The sequence below is a fragment of the Telluria sp. B2 genome (assembly GCF_051789535.1).
Lineage (GTDB): Bacteria > Pseudomonadota > Gammaproteobacteria > Burkholderiales > Burkholderiaceae_D > Telluria.
In genome coordinates this window covers 1,136,116-1,151,841 of the sequence record NZ_CP196525.1, presented here as the reverse complement: position 1 = coordinate 1,151,841, position 15,726 = coordinate 1,136,116, and the positions used below count along the sequence as shown (strand labels likewise).

Sequence of the window (15,726 nt, the reverse complement as noted above, 5' to 3'; positions counted from 1 at the left end):
GCCTCTTCCACCGCCCCGGGGGAAAAGTGCTACGCTACCGGGATGATTACCTCTGAACCACCCTATACCGATCCTTCCCGCCTTGTCGACGCCCTGCGCGGCGAGGGTTATGCGCTGCTGCGCCCAAGCGACGTGGCCGCGCTGTCCGGCTGCACGCTGGATGAACTGCAGGCGCTGGCGCCGAGCTGGGACCGTCTCGAACTCGACAACTACCTGAAGGACGGCGGCCGCTACCGGCGCCGCCGCCATTCCTGCTTCGTCGACAGCGGCGAGACGCTCGCGCAAACGCCGCACCGTGCGCACTGGCAGCCGGTCGAGTACAACGCCCTGCACGGCGGCATGCACCGCCTGTTCGAGCCGGTCGAGGACGCGACCATCGCCCAGCCGGCCTGGCAGCGCCTGCTGCGCGCGCTCGGCACGGTCTGCTCGAATGTGAAGGGCGCGCAGCCCTGGTACGTGGAAGCCCACCAGTTCCGCATCGACACCGCCGACGGCATCGGCCGCCCGACGCCGGAGGGCGCGCACCGCGATGGCGTCGACTTCGTCGCCGTGATCCTGATCGACCGCGCCGGCATCAAGGGCGGCGAGACCCGCGTCTTCGAAGCGAACGGCCCGCGCGGCCAGCGCTTCACCATGACCGAGCCCTGGACCATGCTGCTGCTCGACGACGCCGCCGTCATCCACGAATCGACGCCGATCCAGCCGCTCGGGGAGCACGGGCACCGCGATACGCTGGTGCTGACCTGGAGGGCAGGCGCCTTCCAGGGCGAAGACGTCTGATCGAACCATCCGTCACCGCAAGTCATCGGCAGCGACCGTAGGGTGGGCACGCCGTGCCCACGCGTTACGTGCGCATCCTTGCACCGTTGGCCACAACATATCGCCTGCCAGCGCTGAGCGCAGCCCTGCGCGATGCGAAGGATCCCGTCCTCCAGATGCTGTGCGGGCGACACCTCACTGTCAGCGACTTGCGGCCCCGTGCGTAACGCGTGGGCACGGTGTGCCCACCCTACGGTTACCTTCGCAGGCAAAAAAAACGCCCGCGTACCTGGCGGTAGCGGGCGGCAATCCAGTAATTCGGAGAAAAACTGGAGGAGACGGTTCCAATATAACGCGTTTTTTTGTGCGCTGCAATACGGTAAAACTACCGTAAACATGTCGGCCCTCTCCTACGTACTCTGTCCCGCGCCACTGTCTACCTCATCCTCGCTCGCCACTTTATGTCGCAGTGCATCATCCGGGTGCGTATGGAGCCAGGATTGCACCCCTGCGGTGCAAGATCACCGCTCAACCCTGCTTCGCGCCTTCGGCCGGGGCGGCCTGCCGGGCTGCCGGCTGGCATCCATCCTGCGTCTCTTTTTTCTCGCTGTCCGCCTGCTGCTCGCGGGCCCGCGCCGCCGCCATCGCGCGCGACGACGCGCTGTCCACGGTCGAGGGCACGCGCGTGGCCGGCGCGATCGTGCCGCGCTCGGGCATCGGATGGGTACCGGCGCGCGCCGGCAGCGCGGCCGAGGCACGCTCGGCCGCCTTGTCGTCGGCCCGGCACGGCTTATCGGCCCTGGACGGTTCCTGCGCCATCGCGTAGTAAGGCTGCGCGGCAAGCAGCGCGGCAGTCAACAAAGCTCGCTTCATCTTCATCTCCAGTAGAAAAAACCATTGTAGCGGGGACCGGCAATGCAGGAGGAACTTGAATTCGCGTCAACTTTTTATGCCTTTTGGTAAACTGGCCGATGCCGTCGAATGCGACCGCATCGTCAGACCACGGAACCCAACATGCCCTCGATGACTACCCGACCTCTCCTGCGCGCCGGCGCGGCCGCCCTGATCCTGTTTGCACTGGGCGGCTGCGGCCGCGGCGCCGATGAGAAGAAGAACGCGCCAGCCACGCCCGCGTTGACCGTCACCACGGCGCGGCCGAGCACGGCCACCCTGCCGCTGCGCCTGGGGGCCAACGGCAATGTCGCCGCCTGGCAGGAGGCGATCGTCGGCAGCGAGTCGGGCGGGCTGCGCCTGCTCGAGGTCAGGGTGAACGTCGGCGACGTGGTCAGCAAGGGCGACGTGCTGGCCGTGTTCTCGGCCGACACCGTCAACGCCGACGTGGCCCAGGCGCGCGCGGCGCTGGACGAAGCCCAGGCCACCGCGGCGGAGGCCGCCGCCAACGCGAAACGCGGCGAAGCCCTGCGCGCGTCCGGCGCGATGAGCGAGCAGCAGGTGGCGCAGTACGTTACCGCCGCGAATACCGCCGCGGCGCGCGTGGCCGCGGCCCGCGCCACGCTCACCCAGCAGCAGCTGCGCCTGAAGTACACCAAAGTGGTCGCGCCCGACAGCGGCGTGATCTCGGCGCGCAGCGCCACCGTCGGCGCCGTGGTCGGCGTCGGCACCGAACTGTTCCGCCTGATCCGCCAGGGCCGCCTGGAGTGGCGCGCCGAGGTCACGGCGGCCGACATCGGCCGCATCAGGCCGGGCACGCGCGCGATCGTGAAGGCGGCCAACGGCGCCGAGGTGAGCGGCAAGGTGCGCATGGTCGCGCCGACCGTCGACGCCCAGACCCGTACCGCCCTCGTCTACGTCGACCTGCCGCCCGCCATGCACGCCGACGCGCCCCTGAAGGCGGGCATGTTCGCCGGCGGCCAGTTCGAGCTCGGCGAATCGAGCGCGCTGACCGTGCCGCAGCAGGCGATCGCCGTGCGCGACGGTTTCAATTACGTGTTCCGGCTGAACCCGGACAACCGCGTCAGCCAGCTGAAGGTCGATACCGGACGGCGCCTGGGCGAACGCATCGAGGTGGTGAAAGGCCTGGCGCCGGACGCGCAGGTCGTCGTCAGCGGCGCCGGCTTCCTGAACGATGGCGACTTGGTGAAGAACGTTCCTGCCGCCGGCAAGGCGGACGTCGCCGCTGCCGCGCCGGCCGGTCCCGCGGCGCGCTGAGGGGCCATCGATGAACTTCTCCGCCCTCTCGATCCGCAACCCGATTCCGGCGATCCTGCTGTTCGCCCTGCTCACCTTCGCGGGCATCCTGGCCTTCAAGGCCAACAAGGTCCAGTTCTTCCCCGACATCGAACTGCCGATCGTGACCGTCACCGCCACGCTCGAGGGCGCGGCGCCGGCCCAGCTCGAGACCGAGGTCGCGCGCAAGATCGAGGACTCGGTCGCCACCCTGCAGGGCGTGAAGAACATCTATACGCGCGTGCTCGACGGCGTGGCCACCGTCACCGTCGAATTCATCCTCGACAAGAACCTGTCGGATGCGGTGAACGACGTGCGCGATGCCGTCTCCCAGGTGCGCTCCGACATGCCGGCCGAGATGCGCGAGCCGAGCGTGACCAAGACCGCCACCGCCGGCCGCGCGGTGCTGACCTTCACCGCCACGGCCAAACCCAACGCAGCGGGCGCGGCCGGCCTGGACGACCAGGAACTGAGCTGGTTCGTCGACAACGCCGTGTCGAAACGCCTGCTGAGCGTGCCCGGCATGGGCGCGGTCAAGCGCGTCGGCGGCGTCAACCGCGAGATCCGCGTCGAACTCGACGATGCGCGCATGGCGGCGCTGCGCGTGTCGGCGCTGGACGTGTCGCGCCAGCTGCGCAACGTGCAGCGGGAGAGTCCGGGCGGACGCGGAGACGTGAGCGGCGCCGAGCAGTCGGTGCGTACCCTCGCCACCGTCGCCAGCGCCCAGGAGCTGGCGCGCATGGACATCCCCCTGCCGGACGGGCGCCGCGTGCGCCTGGACGAAGTGGCGAAAGTGATCGACACCGTGGCCGAGCCGCGCGCCCTGGCCGAGCAGGACGGGCGCCGCGTGGTCGGCTTCGAGATCTTCCGCACCCGCGGCGCCAGCGAAACCGAAGTCGCCGCAGGCGCCCGCGCCGCGGTGGCCCAGCTGCAGAAGGAGCACCCGAACGTGGTGCTGCGCGAAGTGGTCGACAACGCCGCGCCGGTGCAGGAAAACTTCGATGCCTCGATGGAGATGCTGTACGAAGGCGCGGTGCTGGCCGTGGTAGTGGTGTGGTTCTTCCTGCGTGACTGGCGCGCCACCTTTGTCGCCGCCGCGGCGCTGCCGCTGTCGGTGATCCCGGCCTTCCTCGGCCAGTACCTGTTCGGCTACACGCTGAACATGGTCACGCTGCTGTCGCTGGCGCTGGTGGTCGGCGTGCTGGTGGACGACGCCATCGTCGAGATCGAGAACATCGCGCGCCACCTGCAGATGGGGAAGACGCCGATGCAGGCCGCACTGGAAGCGGCCGACGAGATCGGCATGGCGGTGATCGCCACCACCTTCTCGCTGGTGGCGGTGTTCCTGCCGACCGCCTTCATGGGCGGCATTCCGGGACGCTTCTTCAAGCAGTTCGGCTGGACGGCGGTGCTGGCGATCCTCGCCTCGCTGATCGTGGCGCGCCTGCTGACGCCGATGATGGCCGCCTACCTCCTGAAACCGGCCAAGCCGCACGAGCAAAAGGACGGTCCGCTCATGCGCCGCTACATGGGCGTGATGCAGTGGTGCCTGCGCCACCGTTTGCCCACCGCGATCGCGGCGGGCGTGTTCTTCGCCGGTTCGATCGCGCTGGTGCCGCTGCTGCCGACCGGCTTCGTGCCGGCGGCCGACCGCGGCCAGACCCTGATCAACGTCGAACTGCCGCCCGGCGCGACGCTCGCGCAGACCCATGCGGTGGCCGAGCAGGCGCGCCAGGCGGCGATGCGCATTCCCGGCGTCACCGGCGTCTTCTCCTCGATCGGCGGCGGCTCCAGTGGCGACGCCTTCGCTCCCGGCGCCGCGGCCGAGGCGCGCCGCGCCGTGCTGACCGTCACCACCGTGCACCGCAGCGACCGCGACGAGACCCTGGCCGGGCTGGAGCGCAAGATGCGCACGCAACTGGCGAACATCCCCGGTGCGCGCTTCACCGTCGGCCAGCCCGACACCGGCAGCAAGCTGCAGCTCGTGCTCAGGAGCGACGACCCGGCCGCCCTTACCGCCGCCGCCCAGCGCGCCGAGCGCGATTTGCGCACGCTGCAGGGCATCGGGAATGTGAGCTCGAGCGCCTCGCTGGTGCGCCCCGAGATCATCGTGCGGCCCGATTTTGCGCGCGCCGCGGACCTGGGCGTCACCGCCGCGGCGATCGGCGAGACGGTGCGCGTGGCCACCGCCGGCGACTACGACCAGGCGCTGCCGAAAATGAACCTGTCCGAGCGCCAGGTCCCGATCCGCGTCAAGCTGCCCGACGCCGTGCGCGCCGACCTCGACGCCATCGGCCGCCTGACCGTGCCGGGCAAGAACGGGCCGGTGCTGCTCGCCAGCGTCGCCGACATCAGGATGGAGAGCGGCCCGGCCCAGATCGACCGCCTGAACCGCAGCCGCAACGTGACGCTGGCGGTGGAGTTGTCGGGCCGCTCGCTGGGCGAAGTGAACGCCGAGGCGCGCGCCCTGCCTGCCTTCCGGAACCTGCCGGCTTCGGTCACCATCGCCGAGTTGGGCGACGCCCAGGAGATGCAGGCGCTGTTCGCGAGCTTCGGCATTGCGATGACCATCGGCGTGCTCTGCATCTACGGCGTGCTGGTGCTGCTGTTCGCCGACTTCATGCAGCCGCTGACCATCCTGGCCGCGCTGCCGCTGTCGATCGGCGGCGCCTTCGTCGCCCTGCTCGTCACCAGCAGCGGGCTGTCGATGCCGTCCATGATCGGCCTGATCATGCTGATGGGGATCGTGACCAAGAACTCGATCCTGCTGGTCGACTACGCCATCCTGGCGCGCAAGGCCGGCATGACGCGCTTCGACGCCCTGGTCGACGCTTGCCACAAGCGTTCGCGCCCGATCGTCATGACCACCATCGCCATGGGCGCCGGCATGCTGCCGCTGGCCCTGGGCCTGTCGGGCGACCCGAGCTTCCGCTCGCCGATGGCGATTGCCGTGATCGGCGGCCTGATCACCTCGACGCTGCTCAGCTTGCTGGTGGTGCCGGCGGTGTTTACCTATGTGGACGACTTCAAGAACCTGATGTGGCGCGGGGTACGCAGGATGCAGCGGCATCCGAAGGAGGTGGCGGCGAAGCGGGAAGAGCCGAGTGCGATGAAGTGAAGCGCAGGCAGGGAAAACGACAAAACGCCGGTGCGGAGCCCGGCGGCGAGGGTAAGGCTGACATGCAGAAACTGTCCTTGCCCCTCGATATGCGGGCTTTCTGCCGTGGGTCGCACGCAGGCTGAGGTCGCGTTCGCTTGTCAGTCGACGCTGCAGTGTTGTGCTGCCCTGTTGCGTTCTTGCAATAAGAACGGCACTGCTACGCCGCCCGGCAACAACAGCCAGGCTTCAGCCCGAAAAAAATTAACGCTGACCTGTCGGGGGCATGCCCGAGGTCGTCGGAGGAGTCGTCGAGGTCGCTCCTGCGCCCTGTCCCGATGCGCCTGTCGTACCCGGGCTACCGGTACCGCTCTGGCCGCTGCCGCTGGTACCCATCGAGCTGCCGTTGGTCGTGCCGCTCACGCTGGAACCGCCGGCGCCCGCCCCCGTCGCTGAGCTGCCGCCCATGTCACTGCTGCCCATGCCCGTCGTATTACATGCCGACAGGAACAGTGCTGTCATGCTACCGATGAGAATGCCGTGAAATCTTTTCATGATCATCTCCTTGTGGGTCGCTGCAACCATCATGATCATGATGGGGTAGTCAAGCGACGAACATAAGATGGGCGCTAGCGCTAGCGTAGGACGCTTCGTACATTCTATGTTTTCATCGCTCAGGTCTTCGTTTCCGATATTGTCGCCGCAGGCGGGCGAGACGCGCTTCGTTCGGCGCCTGTGCGACCGTCGCGCATCCTGCCTCAATGCTCGCGTACCAGCTGGCGACGAAAGCGCCAAGCAGCAGCACCACGGCCAGCCACAGCATGTCAGCCAGACATGCGACATGGGGTCAGGTCTGACATCTCGGCATGGGGTCAGGTCTGACATCTGGACACGACCTCGACAGAAACCCGGCATGGGGTCAAAACCCGGCATGGGGTCAGGTCTGACATTCGGACACGACATCAGCCATGTCAGTCAGGTTCTTGTCGAGGTCGTGTCTGAATGTCAGACCTGACCCCAGCTTGTGTGACCCCAGCTTGTGTGCCCCCAGCTTGTGCAGCTTATGCGACAGGCCAACAAAAACGCCGGCTCCCAGGCCGGCGTTTTTGCTTGATGCATCCGGCAGCGCTATTGCTTGCCGCCGGTTCAGTCAGGCTTGCTCAATGAGCCTGGTTGAATGTCGCGGTGAACCTGGATTCACCGCTTCGGGGCCACTCTCCAGACGGTGTTCGACAGATCGTCCGCAACGATCAGTGCGCCGCGCGGGTCGACGGTGACGCCCACTGGGCGCCCACGCGTCTTGCCATCGGGATCACGGAAGCCGGTCACGAAGTCGACCGGCTCGCCGGCGGGACGCCCGTTGCTGAACGGTACAAAGACCACTTTGTAGCCAACAGGATTGGCACGGTTCCAGCTGCCATGCTCACCGACGAAAGCGCCCTGGCCAAACTTGTCGCCCATTGCCGGCACGGAAAAGTCCACGCCCAGCGCGGCGACGTGCGAGCCCAGGCTGTAGTCGGGCTTGATGGCGGCAGCAACCTTTTGCGGGTTCTGCGGCTGCACGCGCGTATCGACGTTCTGGCCCCAGTAGCTGTATGGCCATCCGTAGAAGCCGCCTTCGCGCAGCGAAGTCAGGTAGTCCGGTACCAGATCCGGGCCCAGCTCATCGCGCTCGTTGGAGACTGCCCACAGCTGCTTGGTTTCCGGGTGAATGGCCAAGGCCGTCGGATTGCGCACGCCGGTCGCGTAAGGCTTGTGCGCCCCCGTATTCACGTCGATCTGCCACACCTGGGCCCGGTCGAGTTCAGCTTCCATGCCGCGCTCGGTGATATTGCTGTTCGAGCCGATACCGACATAGGCGAAGCGTCCATCGGAGCTGATGGCCATCGACTTGGTCCAGTGGTGGTTGATCTCCGAAGGCAGTCGCGCGATGCTGGTCGGCGCGCCGCTGGCCTTGGTCTGACCTTCCTGGTAGTCGAAGCTGACCAGCTCATCCTGGTTGGCGACGTATACCTTGTTATTGGCAAAGGCCAGGCCATACGGAGCATTCAGGTTTTCCGCGAAGACCGTTTGCACCTCGTAGCGGCCGTCGCCGTCGGCGTCGCGCAGCAGGGTCAGGCGATTGCCACCCTTGACCGGGGTGGTGCCCTTGGCCTTGATGTAGCCGGCGATGACGTCCTTCGGCTTGAGTTTCGCCGCGTTGCCGCCGCGACCTTCGGCCACCAGGATATCGCCATTCGGCAGAACCAGGGTCTGGCGCGGGATTTTCAGGTCGGTTGCGATCGCATCGATGGTGTAACCCTCGGGTACGATCGGCTTTTTATTGCCCCATGCTACCGGCTCGGCAATTTTCATGTTGGGCAGCAAACCACGGTGCGGCTCCGGCAGCTTGGGATCCGGTCCGTGTGCCTGCGTGCTCGCGCCCTCGTTACTGCATGCGCTCAACAGCAGCGCCACGCTCATCAATGTCAGTGCGCTCGAACGTTTCATTTTGCACCTCCCGCACCTGCGTTCAGTCCGACCCGGACGGTGACGAGACCAAGAACGAAAACGATGGCCGACAAGACAAGACCCGCCGGCATGACGGCAAAGGCGTCCTTTGCATGCTGGAAGGCAGTCACCAGTCCAAGCACCCAGGTCGCCAGCAGCAACACGAAGTACACCAGGGGCTGCCCTGCTTTCTGTTTTGCCCGAACCAGGTTGACCAGCGCACACACGAGAGCGAGCCCGCAGAATAATTCGCCACCGGCATTCAGCCAGGACGCGAAGTTACTCCACTGAATCTGGTAAGAATTGAAGTAGGCGATATCAGCCAGTAGTGCGCCCAGGAACAGAGGAACGGTCCCGGCAAGCAGGATCGTATGAAGAGGGCCAGGCTGGCTTCGATATGCCAGGCTGGGTGTTGCTGACGAAGACATTTAACTGTCCTTCATGAAATTGGGGGCACGAATTATATCGATTATGTAAAATTTCCATAACAAAGTTGGCCTCCGGAAAAATACGTAGGAACGGGGCAGTAGTTGTACGCGGAGTCGATAACGGAACCCGGTCCAGGCATGCAAATTGCGCTAGTTTGACCTGAAGTCAGCCCACAAGCGGCGCCTCAGGTCAGCACCGCGATCAGGATGATGATCGGAATCGGCACATCCAGCAGCCACAGCAGTATCGAACGCACGCGCATGCCCTCCTTGCGCTAACGGCCGCCTGTGGCAGCGAGCCCGTCGCGCAGCCTGCCCCCGATCGTCGCGCACCAGCTGGCGACAAACGCCCCCAGCAGCAGCGCCGCAGTCAGCCACAGCGCCGTGCTTGCGGCCGCCTTGCGCGTATTCTCGAGCGCCTCGCGCGTCGCCACCTTGGCCTTCTCCGCGGCCGCGGCAAAGCCGGCAAAGGCGTCGTCCACGCGCTTCCCTGCATCTTCCCGGTCCAGGCCGGTGCGGTCGGCAATGCGCCGGGTCAACCAGGCGCGGTCGGAGACGGCCAGGCGGCCCCTGGCCACGCCGCTGGCGAGGACGCGCATGGCTTCCTGACGCAGGGCGGCGTCCGCGGGACCTGTCCGCTCGCTGCGCAGCATGACGTCGATCAGGTAGTCGGGCGAATGGGCGGCGTCGCCATTCGGCGCCATCGCCGTGGCTGCGGCCTTGTGCGCCGCCGCGGCGGTAACGGCGCCGGTATCGGCCGCGCCGCCGGCCATGGTGCCGATGACGCCGCCGGAGAAGACGGCCATGACGAGCGTGGACACCGCCCAGCTCAGGAGGCCATGGGCGGTATCGCGAAAATAGACATCGCCGTCATGGATGCGCGCCCACTTCATGCGCAGGCGGCCTGCCAGGAAGCCACCAAGCGCCGCGGCGGCAAGCTGGGTGAAGACGAGCCAGAGGATGGCGGACACGCCGAGGGCGACGCCCTTGTTGTCTGTCCAGGGCGAGACGGCGGCAAAGCCCAGGCCGGAACCAAGCAGGATGAAGACGAGGGAGAATGCTGCGGCGCTTGTTGCGCCGGCGAAGACCGCGTCCCAGGAGACGCCGGATCGCAAAGCGTCGGGGGCAAGCACGGAGGCAGCGTCGGGCAGGCTCTCGGCCGCGATGATGGGAGCACCTGCAGCGGGAGCGCCTGCAGCGGAATTACCCGCAGCGGGAACACTCGCAGGGGCGTGCGTTGCCCCGCTCGCTGAATGAGCTTGCATGGCCTCCCCGATGAATTCTTTTTTTGATGAAGCACCGCATCCCGGCCGAACTGGGCTCGGCCGGGATGTCGGTCAGGCGAACGCCGGATCAGTAGTCGCGGCGGTTGCTGCCCAGCAGCTTGGCCAGGATGTAGCCTGCGCCCAGCGCGATGGCGACGGCGGTGCCCGGCTTGTTGCGGATGTATTCGCGGCCGGAGTCAGCCAGTTGCTGGTAGGTGTCGTTCACCTGCACCTTGCGGCTGCCGAGGGTTTCGGAGGCGCTGCTCAGCATGCCGCTCAGCTTGTCGACGCCGGCGTGGGCGCTGCTGACGACGCGCTCGACCATTGGCTGGGCTGCCTGGGCAGCCTTGTCGATCGACTTGTGCATTTCTTCCGGCTTCATCGAAGCCATCATGCTCGAATCCTTCGACGACGAATCGCTGCCGGTGCTCATGCTGCTTGAGCCGCCCATGGCGCCCGAGGAGCTGCCCGAACCCGAGGTCGACGAGCTGCCCATGGCGCCAGAGGTGCCCGAGGTGCCCGAACCCGACGTGGACGAGCTGCCCATCGCACCCGAGGTGCCCGAACCCGACGTGGACGAACCCATGCCGCTGGAGGAACCCATGTTGCTGGACGAGCCCGAGCCGGTGGACGAACCCATGCCGCTCGACGACGAACCCATGCCGCCCGAGGAGCCGGCTGCGCTGCTGGCGGTGCCGGCGTTGCTGGTGCCGCCGACGGCGCCGGTGCTGGTGCTCGTTGCCGGGCTGGCGCTCGACGACGAGGTGCCGCTCAGGCTGCCCGACGAGGTGCCGGTGCTACCCGACGAACCCGAAGCGCCCTTCTGGCTGCTGGCGCCGGATTGCTGGTCCTTGCCCAGGCTCGATTGCTGGTCTTTACCCATGCTGTTGCCGGTACCTTGACGGCCGGCATCAACGCCTTTTCCCTCGCTCGACTTTTGATTATCCATGACTTTGTCCTCTTAAAAATTAGACCAACGCGGAGTAGACCGATACTCGACCATCACCACATTCTTCCTCGATTCCGCTCGAAACAAAACGGAGGCGCGAGAATGAACTGCGCTACATCAATGGATCATTCGGATTTTGCCTTCGGTCAAGGATTCATATCGATGACCTCAGGAGAACTCAAAAGTTCCGTTCATAGCACGTCGATTTCGCATCCCGTCTGCAAGCGTACGCCGATCTGGCGTACTGCACGATTGCGGCCGTCGGGAAAACCGCGTCGCGATACAAAAAATATAACGGATGGGAGGGCCGGACAGTGCGCTGGCTAACAGAGCTGTAGGATCAATGCAGTTTGCGTGAAGATGAGAGGGGGAAAGCGGGAAAAGAGCGGCGTACAGGAAAAATCGATTTCCTGTGCACAAGCAATGATGGGCGTAGGGTAGGTTCTCGAACCCACGAGGTTGCGGCGTCTGGGTTTGCAGGAGAGCTGGAGTCGATGCGCGACCAAACGCCTCGCGGAGGATGTGCGGTATTCATGAGCACCACCGCGTGGGCACAGGTGCCCACCCTGCGAAAACCGAAAGCGGAAAACAAAAAGCCCAGCTACAAAGCTGGGCTTTTTGTCGAATACGTCGATACTTCTGAATTCTTGGTGCCGCTGACCGGAATCGAACTGGTGACCTTCGCATTACGAATGCGCTGCTCTACCGACTGAGCTACAGCGGCTCTACGCCAGGCAATCCCGACGAAGAGCCGTATTCTAGCAACAACGTGGCAAACGTGCTAGTCCGACTCGGCAATTTCGCGCGGGATTTGCCAAAAAATTACTGCTCGCCGGCGTGCTCGCTGTGATAACGGGTCACCAGCTCGACCTCCTCCTTCGAGCCGAGGAAGACCGGCACGCGCTGGTGCAGTTTGGTCGGCGGGATTTCCATGATGCGGCCGCGGCCATCGGTGGCGGCGCCGCCGGCCTGCTCGACGATCATCGCCATCGGGTTCGCTTCGTACATCAGGCGCAGCTTGCCCGGCTGCGAGGGGTCGCGCATGTCGGCCGGGTACATGAAAACGCCGCCGCGGTTCAGGATGCGGTGCACGTCGGCCACCATCGAGGCGATCCAGCGCATGTTGAAATCCTTGCCGCGCGCACCGGTCTTACCGGCCAGCATCTCGTCGACATAGCGCTGCACCGGCGGGTGCCAGTGGCGTTTATTGGACATGTTGATTGCGAACTCCTTGGTCGAGGCCGGGATCTGCATATTGGTCTGGGTGCGGACCCAGGAACCCATTTCGCGGTCGAGCGTGAAGCAGTCCACGCCGTCGCCGGTGGTCAGCACCAGCATGGTCTGCGGGCCATACACGGCGTAGCCGGCGGCCACCTGCGCCGTGCCAGGCTGCAGGAAGGCTTCCTCGGTCGGCTCGCCCATGCCTTCCGGCGCCTTCAGCACCGAGAAGATGGTGCCGATCGAGACGTTGACGTCGATGTTCGAGGAGCCGTCGAGCGGATCGAAGAGCAGCATGTATTCGCCCTTCGGGTAGCGGTTCGGGATCGGGTGGATGCTTTCCATCTCTTCCGACGCCATGGCCGCCAGGTGGCCACCCCATTCGTTCGCTTCGAGCAGGATCTCGTTCGAGATCACGTCGAGCTTCTTCTGCACTTCGCCCTGGATGTTCTCGGTGTCGGCGCTGCCGAGGATGTCGCCCAGCGCGCCCTTGCTGACTTCGTAGCTGATGCGCTTGCAGGCGCGGGCCACGACCTCGATCAGGAGGCGCAGCTCGGCCGGAATCGTATTGTGGAGGCGCTGCTCCTCCACCAGGTGTTGCGTGAGACTGACGCGTTTCATGGACTTCCTTTACTTGGTATTGAATGCTTTTAGTTTGCCAGGGCCTTGCCGACGACCTCACGCACGTCATTCGACAGGCGCTGCTGGCCGGCCACCTGCTGCAACGCCTTCTTCATGTGCTCCTGCAGCTCGGGGGTGTAGCGGCGCCAGCGGTCCATGGCGCGCGCCAGGCGGCTGGCCACCTGCGGGTTCAGGGCGTCGAGCGCGATCACCTGTTCGGCCCAGAAGGCGTAGCCGCTGCCGTCCGGGGCGTGAAACTGCACCGGGTTGTTCGCGCAGAAGCTCGAGACCAGGCTGCGCGCGCGGTTCGGGTTGCGCAGGTTGAAGGCCGGATGGCGCATCAGCCCGCGTACGCCCGACACATCCGTGGTGGCGCTCGATGCCTGCATCGCGAACCACTTGTCGATGACCAGGGCTTCGTCCTCGAACTCGTCGTAGAAGCGCTGCAGGGCCTGGTCGACGTTCGGCGAGCGGGCGTGCAGCAGTGCGCTCAGGGCGGCCACGCGGTCGGTCATGTTGCCGGCGTTGTCGAACTGCTCCTGGGCCAGGCGCAGGCCCTCCTCGTCCTGGGCCGCGGTGAGATACGCCAGGCACAGGTTCTTCAGGGCGCGCTTGCCGATCGAGAGCGCGTCCGGGCTGTATTCGCCCGGCGTCTGATTGGCGTGGTATTGCGCCAGCAGCTCCTCGCGCAGGCGGGTGCCGATGTTGGCGCGCATGAACTGGCGCGCCAGGTGGATGGACAGCGGATTGACCACCTCGATCTGCTCGGCCACCATGGTTTCCGACGGCAGCAGCAGGCATTGCTCGCGGAAGGCGGGGTCGAGGCTGTCGTCGCCCAGCATCCTGCCCAGCGCCAGCAGGAAGGTGTCGTCCAGGTTCAGGGGCGCGCCGACGCCGACTTCGCCGGTGAGTTTCAGCAGGCGGCCCATGGCCAGGCGCTGGCCGGCTTCCCAGCGGTTCACCGGATCGCTGTCGTGACTGAACAGGTGCAGCAGGTCGGCGTCGCCGTAGTTGTAGTCGAGGATGACCGGCGCCGAGAAGTCGCGCAGGATCGAAGGCGTCGGCTGCTCCTGCACGTTCTCGAACACGAAGTTCTGCTCGGCCTGCGTCAGTTCCAGGATGGCGGTGGTGCCCACCTCCTTGCCATCGATGGTGAGCGGCATGTCGCGCCCGTCCGCGCCCAGCAGGCCCACGGCCACCGGAATGTGGAAGGGGAACTTGCTCGCCTGTCCGGGCGTGGGCGGGCAGGACTGGAACAGGGTCAGAGTGTAGGTCCTGGCAATCTCGTCGTAGCGGGTCTCGGCGCGCACCACCGGAGTGCCGGCCTGGCTGTACCAGTATTCGAACTGGCTCAGGTCGCGGCCGTTGGCGTCAGCCATGGCGCGGCGGAAATCGTCGCAGGTGACCGCCTGCTCGTCGTGGCGCTGGAAGTAGAGGTCCATGCCCTTGCGGAAGCCCTCGCGGCCCAGCAGGGTCTGGTACATGCGCACCACTTCGGCGCCCTTCTCGTACACGGTCACGGTGTAGAAGTTATTAATCTCGACAAACGAGTCGGGGCGCACCGGGTGGGCCATGGGACCGGCATCTTCCGGGAACTGGGCCTGGCGCAGGGTGCGCACCTGGTCGATGCGGCCGACGGCGCGCCCGGTCTCGGTGCCGACCATGTCGGCCGAGAATTCCTGGTCGCGGAACACGGTCAGGCCTTCCTTCAGCGACAGCTGGAACCAGTCGCGGCAGGTCACGCGGTTGCCGGTCCAGTTGTGGAAGTATTCGTGGCCGACCACCGCTTCGATGCCCTGGAAGTCGATGTCGGTCGCCACGCGCGGGTTGGCCAGCACGAACTTGGTGTTGAAGATGTTCAGGCCCTTGTTTTCCATCGCGCCCATGTTGAAGTCGCTCACGGCGACGATCATGAAGCGGTCCAGGTCCAGTTCCAGGCCCCAGCGTTCCTCGTCCCAGCGGATGCTGTTCTTGAGCGACTGCATGGCGTAGTCGGTCTTGTCGAGGTTACCTTCTTCGACCCAGACCTGGAGCAGGACCTCGCGGCCGTCGGCCAGGCGGAACTTCTCTTCCTGGCACACCAGGCGCGCGGCAACCAGGGCGAACAGGTAGGAAGGTTTCTTGAACGGGTCTTCCCACTTGGCGTAGTGGCGGCCGTCGCCCAGGTCGCCTTCTTCCACCAGGTTACCGTTCGACAGCAGCACCGGGTATTTTTCCTTGTCGGCGCGCAGCATCACCGTGTACTTGGCCATCACGTCCGGACGGTCCGGGAAATACGTGATGGCGCGGAAGCCCTCGGCCTCGCACTGGGTGTAGAAGCTGCCGTTCGAAGTGTACAGGCCGTTCAGGGTGGTGTTCAGTTCCGGCGCGCAGATCGTCTCGATCTCGAGCGTCACCTCTTCCGGCGTGTTCGGGATGGTCAGCAGGCTGCCCTCGATGCGGTAGTCGTTCTCGCCGAGGGTGTTGCCGTTCATGCGCAGCGCCACCAGTTCCAGGTTCTCCCCGTACAGCTCGATTTCGCGCTGGGCGCTGTCGGGATTGCGGCGCATCGTCATCCGGTTGGCGACGATGGTGCGGGCGGGATCGAGGTCGAAACCGAGTTCGACGGTGTCGACGAGGTAGCTGGGCGGAGTGTAGTCTTTCCGGTAGATCGTCTGGGGCGTATCTGTGCGCATGGGATGGTTCCGAAAAATACAGTCGAAGAAGGTCTTA

General features: G+C 65.6%; 10 protein-coding genes, 1 tRNA gene and 1 pseudogene. 3 read left to right on the top strand and 9 right to left on the bottom strand.

Annotated elements, in window-relative coordinates; all coding sequences use genetic code 11:
• Window positions 1-42 precede the first annotated feature (42 nt).
• Window positions 43-780: a 2OG-Fe dioxygenase family protein gene (locus ACSUZJ_RS05195; protein WP_499413936.1), complete on the top strand. Its 738-nt coding sequence runs from the start codon at window positions 43-45 to the stop codon at window positions 778-780.
• Window positions 781-1,287: 507 nt separating this feature from the next.
• Here ACSUZJ_RS05195 and ACSUZJ_RS05190 read toward each other — a convergent pair.
• On the bottom strand, window positions 1,288-1,632 hold the full coding sequence (locus ACSUZJ_RS05190) for a hypothetical protein (RefSeq protein WP_499413934.1): 345 nt from the start codon (window positions 1,630-1,632) through the stop codon (window positions 1,288-1,290).
• Window positions 1,633-1,740: 108 nt separating this feature from the next.
• Here ACSUZJ_RS05190 and ACSUZJ_RS05185 point away from each other — a divergent pair.
• Both ACSUZJ_RS05185 and ACSUZJ_RS05180 read left to right on the top strand, forming a co-directional pair.
• Window positions 1,741-2,802, top strand: a pseudogene (locus ACSUZJ_RS05185) (efflux RND transporter periplasmic adaptor subunit); the annotation flags it as partial.
• A gap of 181 nt (window positions 2,803-2,983) precedes the next feature.
• Window positions 2,984-6,064 (top strand): efflux RND transporter permease subunit, encoded by a 3,081-nt coding sequence (locus ACSUZJ_RS05180; RefSeq protein ID WP_499416449.1) that lies wholly within the window; start codon window positions 2,984-2,986, stop codon window positions 6,062-6,064.
• Window positions 6,065-6,307: 243 nt separating this feature from the next.
• Here ACSUZJ_RS05180 and ACSUZJ_RS05175 read toward each other — a convergent pair whose 3' ends face one another.
• The 8 genes from ACSUZJ_RS05175 to pepN form a co-directional block, all read right to left on the bottom strand.
• Entirely contained in the window at window positions 6,308-6,598 is a 291-nt protein-coding gene (locus tag ACSUZJ_RS05175) for a hypothetical protein (RefSeq protein ID WP_499413932.1), read from the bottom strand.
• A 642-nt stretch (window positions 6,599-7,240) separates the two neighbouring features.
• A complete protein-coding gene (locus tag ACSUZJ_RS05170) occupies window positions 7,241-8,533 on the bottom strand; it encodes a PQQ-dependent sugar dehydrogenase (protein ID WP_499413930.1) in 1,293 nt (430 codons plus the stop codon).
• The gene (locus ACSUZJ_RS05165; RefSeq protein ID WP_499413928.1) at window positions 8,530-8,961 is read right to left on the bottom strand and encodes a DUF2231 domain-containing protein; all 432 of its coding nucleotides are present in this window, start codon (window positions 8,959-8,961) and stop codon (window positions 8,530-8,532) included. Before ACSUZJ_RS05165 ends, ACSUZJ_RS05170 begins: the two co-directional genes overlap by 4 nt.
• 275 nt (window positions 8,962-9,236) lie before the next feature.
• Window positions 9,237-10,226 carry a hypothetical protein gene (locus tag ACSUZJ_RS05160; RefSeq protein WP_499413926.1) on the bottom strand — a complete coding sequence of 330 codons (990 nt, stop codon included), beginning with the start codon at window positions 10,224-10,226 and terminating at the stop codon, window positions 9,237-9,239.
• An 88-nt stretch (window positions 10,227-10,314) separates the two neighbouring features.
• Window positions 10,315-11,175: an ElaB/YgaM/YqjD family protein gene (locus ACSUZJ_RS05155; protein WP_499413924.1), complete on the bottom strand. Its 861-nt coding sequence runs from the start codon at window positions 11,173-11,175 to the stop codon at window positions 10,315-10,317.
• A 648-nt stretch (window positions 11,176-11,823) separates the two neighbouring features.
• Window positions 11,824-11,899, bottom strand: a tRNA-Thr gene (locus ACSUZJ_RS05150).
• Between the two features lie 98 nt (window positions 11,900-11,997).
• Window positions 11,998-13,014, bottom strand: a complete 1,017-nt coding sequence (locus ACSUZJ_RS05145; RefSeq protein WP_499413922.1) for a class 1 fructose-bisphosphatase — start codon at window positions 13,012-13,014, stop codon at window positions 11,998-12,000.
• Between the two features lie 29 nt (window positions 13,015-13,043).
• Window positions 13,044-15,689, bottom strand: coding sequence for an aminopeptidase N (pepN, locus tag ACSUZJ_RS05140; protein WP_499413920.1), 2,646 nt, complete (start codon window positions 15,687-15,689; stop codon window positions 13,044-13,046).
• Window positions 15,690-15,726: the final 37 nt, after the last annotated feature.

Coding starts and splice junctions, on each gene's coding strand:
- ACSUZJ_RS05195 (WP_499413936.1), top strand. CDS start 43: ATGATTACCTCTGAACCACCCTATACCGATCCTTCCCGCCTTGTCGAC.
- ACSUZJ_RS05170 (WP_499413930.1), bottom strand. CDS start 8,533: ATGAAACGTTCGAGCGCACTGACATTGATGAGCGTGGCGCTGCTGTTG.
- ACSUZJ_RS05165 (WP_499413928.1), bottom strand. CDS start 8,961: ATGTCTTCGTCAGCAACACCCAGCCTGGCATATCGAAGCCAGCCTGGC.
- ACSUZJ_RS05160 (WP_499413926.1), bottom strand. CDS start 10,226: ATGCAAGCTCATTCAGCGAGCGGGGCAACGCACGCCCCTGCGAGTGTT.
- ACSUZJ_RS05190 (WP_499413934.1), bottom strand. CDS start 1,632: ATGAAGCGAGCTTTGTTGACTGCCGCGCTGCTTGCCGCGCAGCCTTAC.
- ACSUZJ_RS05145 (WP_499413922.1), bottom strand. CDS start 13,014: ATGAAACGCGTCAGTCTCACGCAACACCTGGTGGAGGAGCAGCGCCTC.
- pepN (WP_499413920.1), bottom strand. CDS start 15,689: ATGCGCACAGATACGCCCCAGACGATCTACCGGAAAGACTACACTCCG.
- ACSUZJ_RS05155 (WP_499413924.1), bottom strand. CDS start 11,175: ATGGATAATCAAAAGTCGAGCGAGGGAAAAGGCGTTGATGCCGGCCGT.
- ACSUZJ_RS05175 (WP_499413932.1), bottom strand. CDS start 6,598: ATGAAAAGATTTCACGGCATTCTCATCGGTAGCATGACAGCACTGTTC.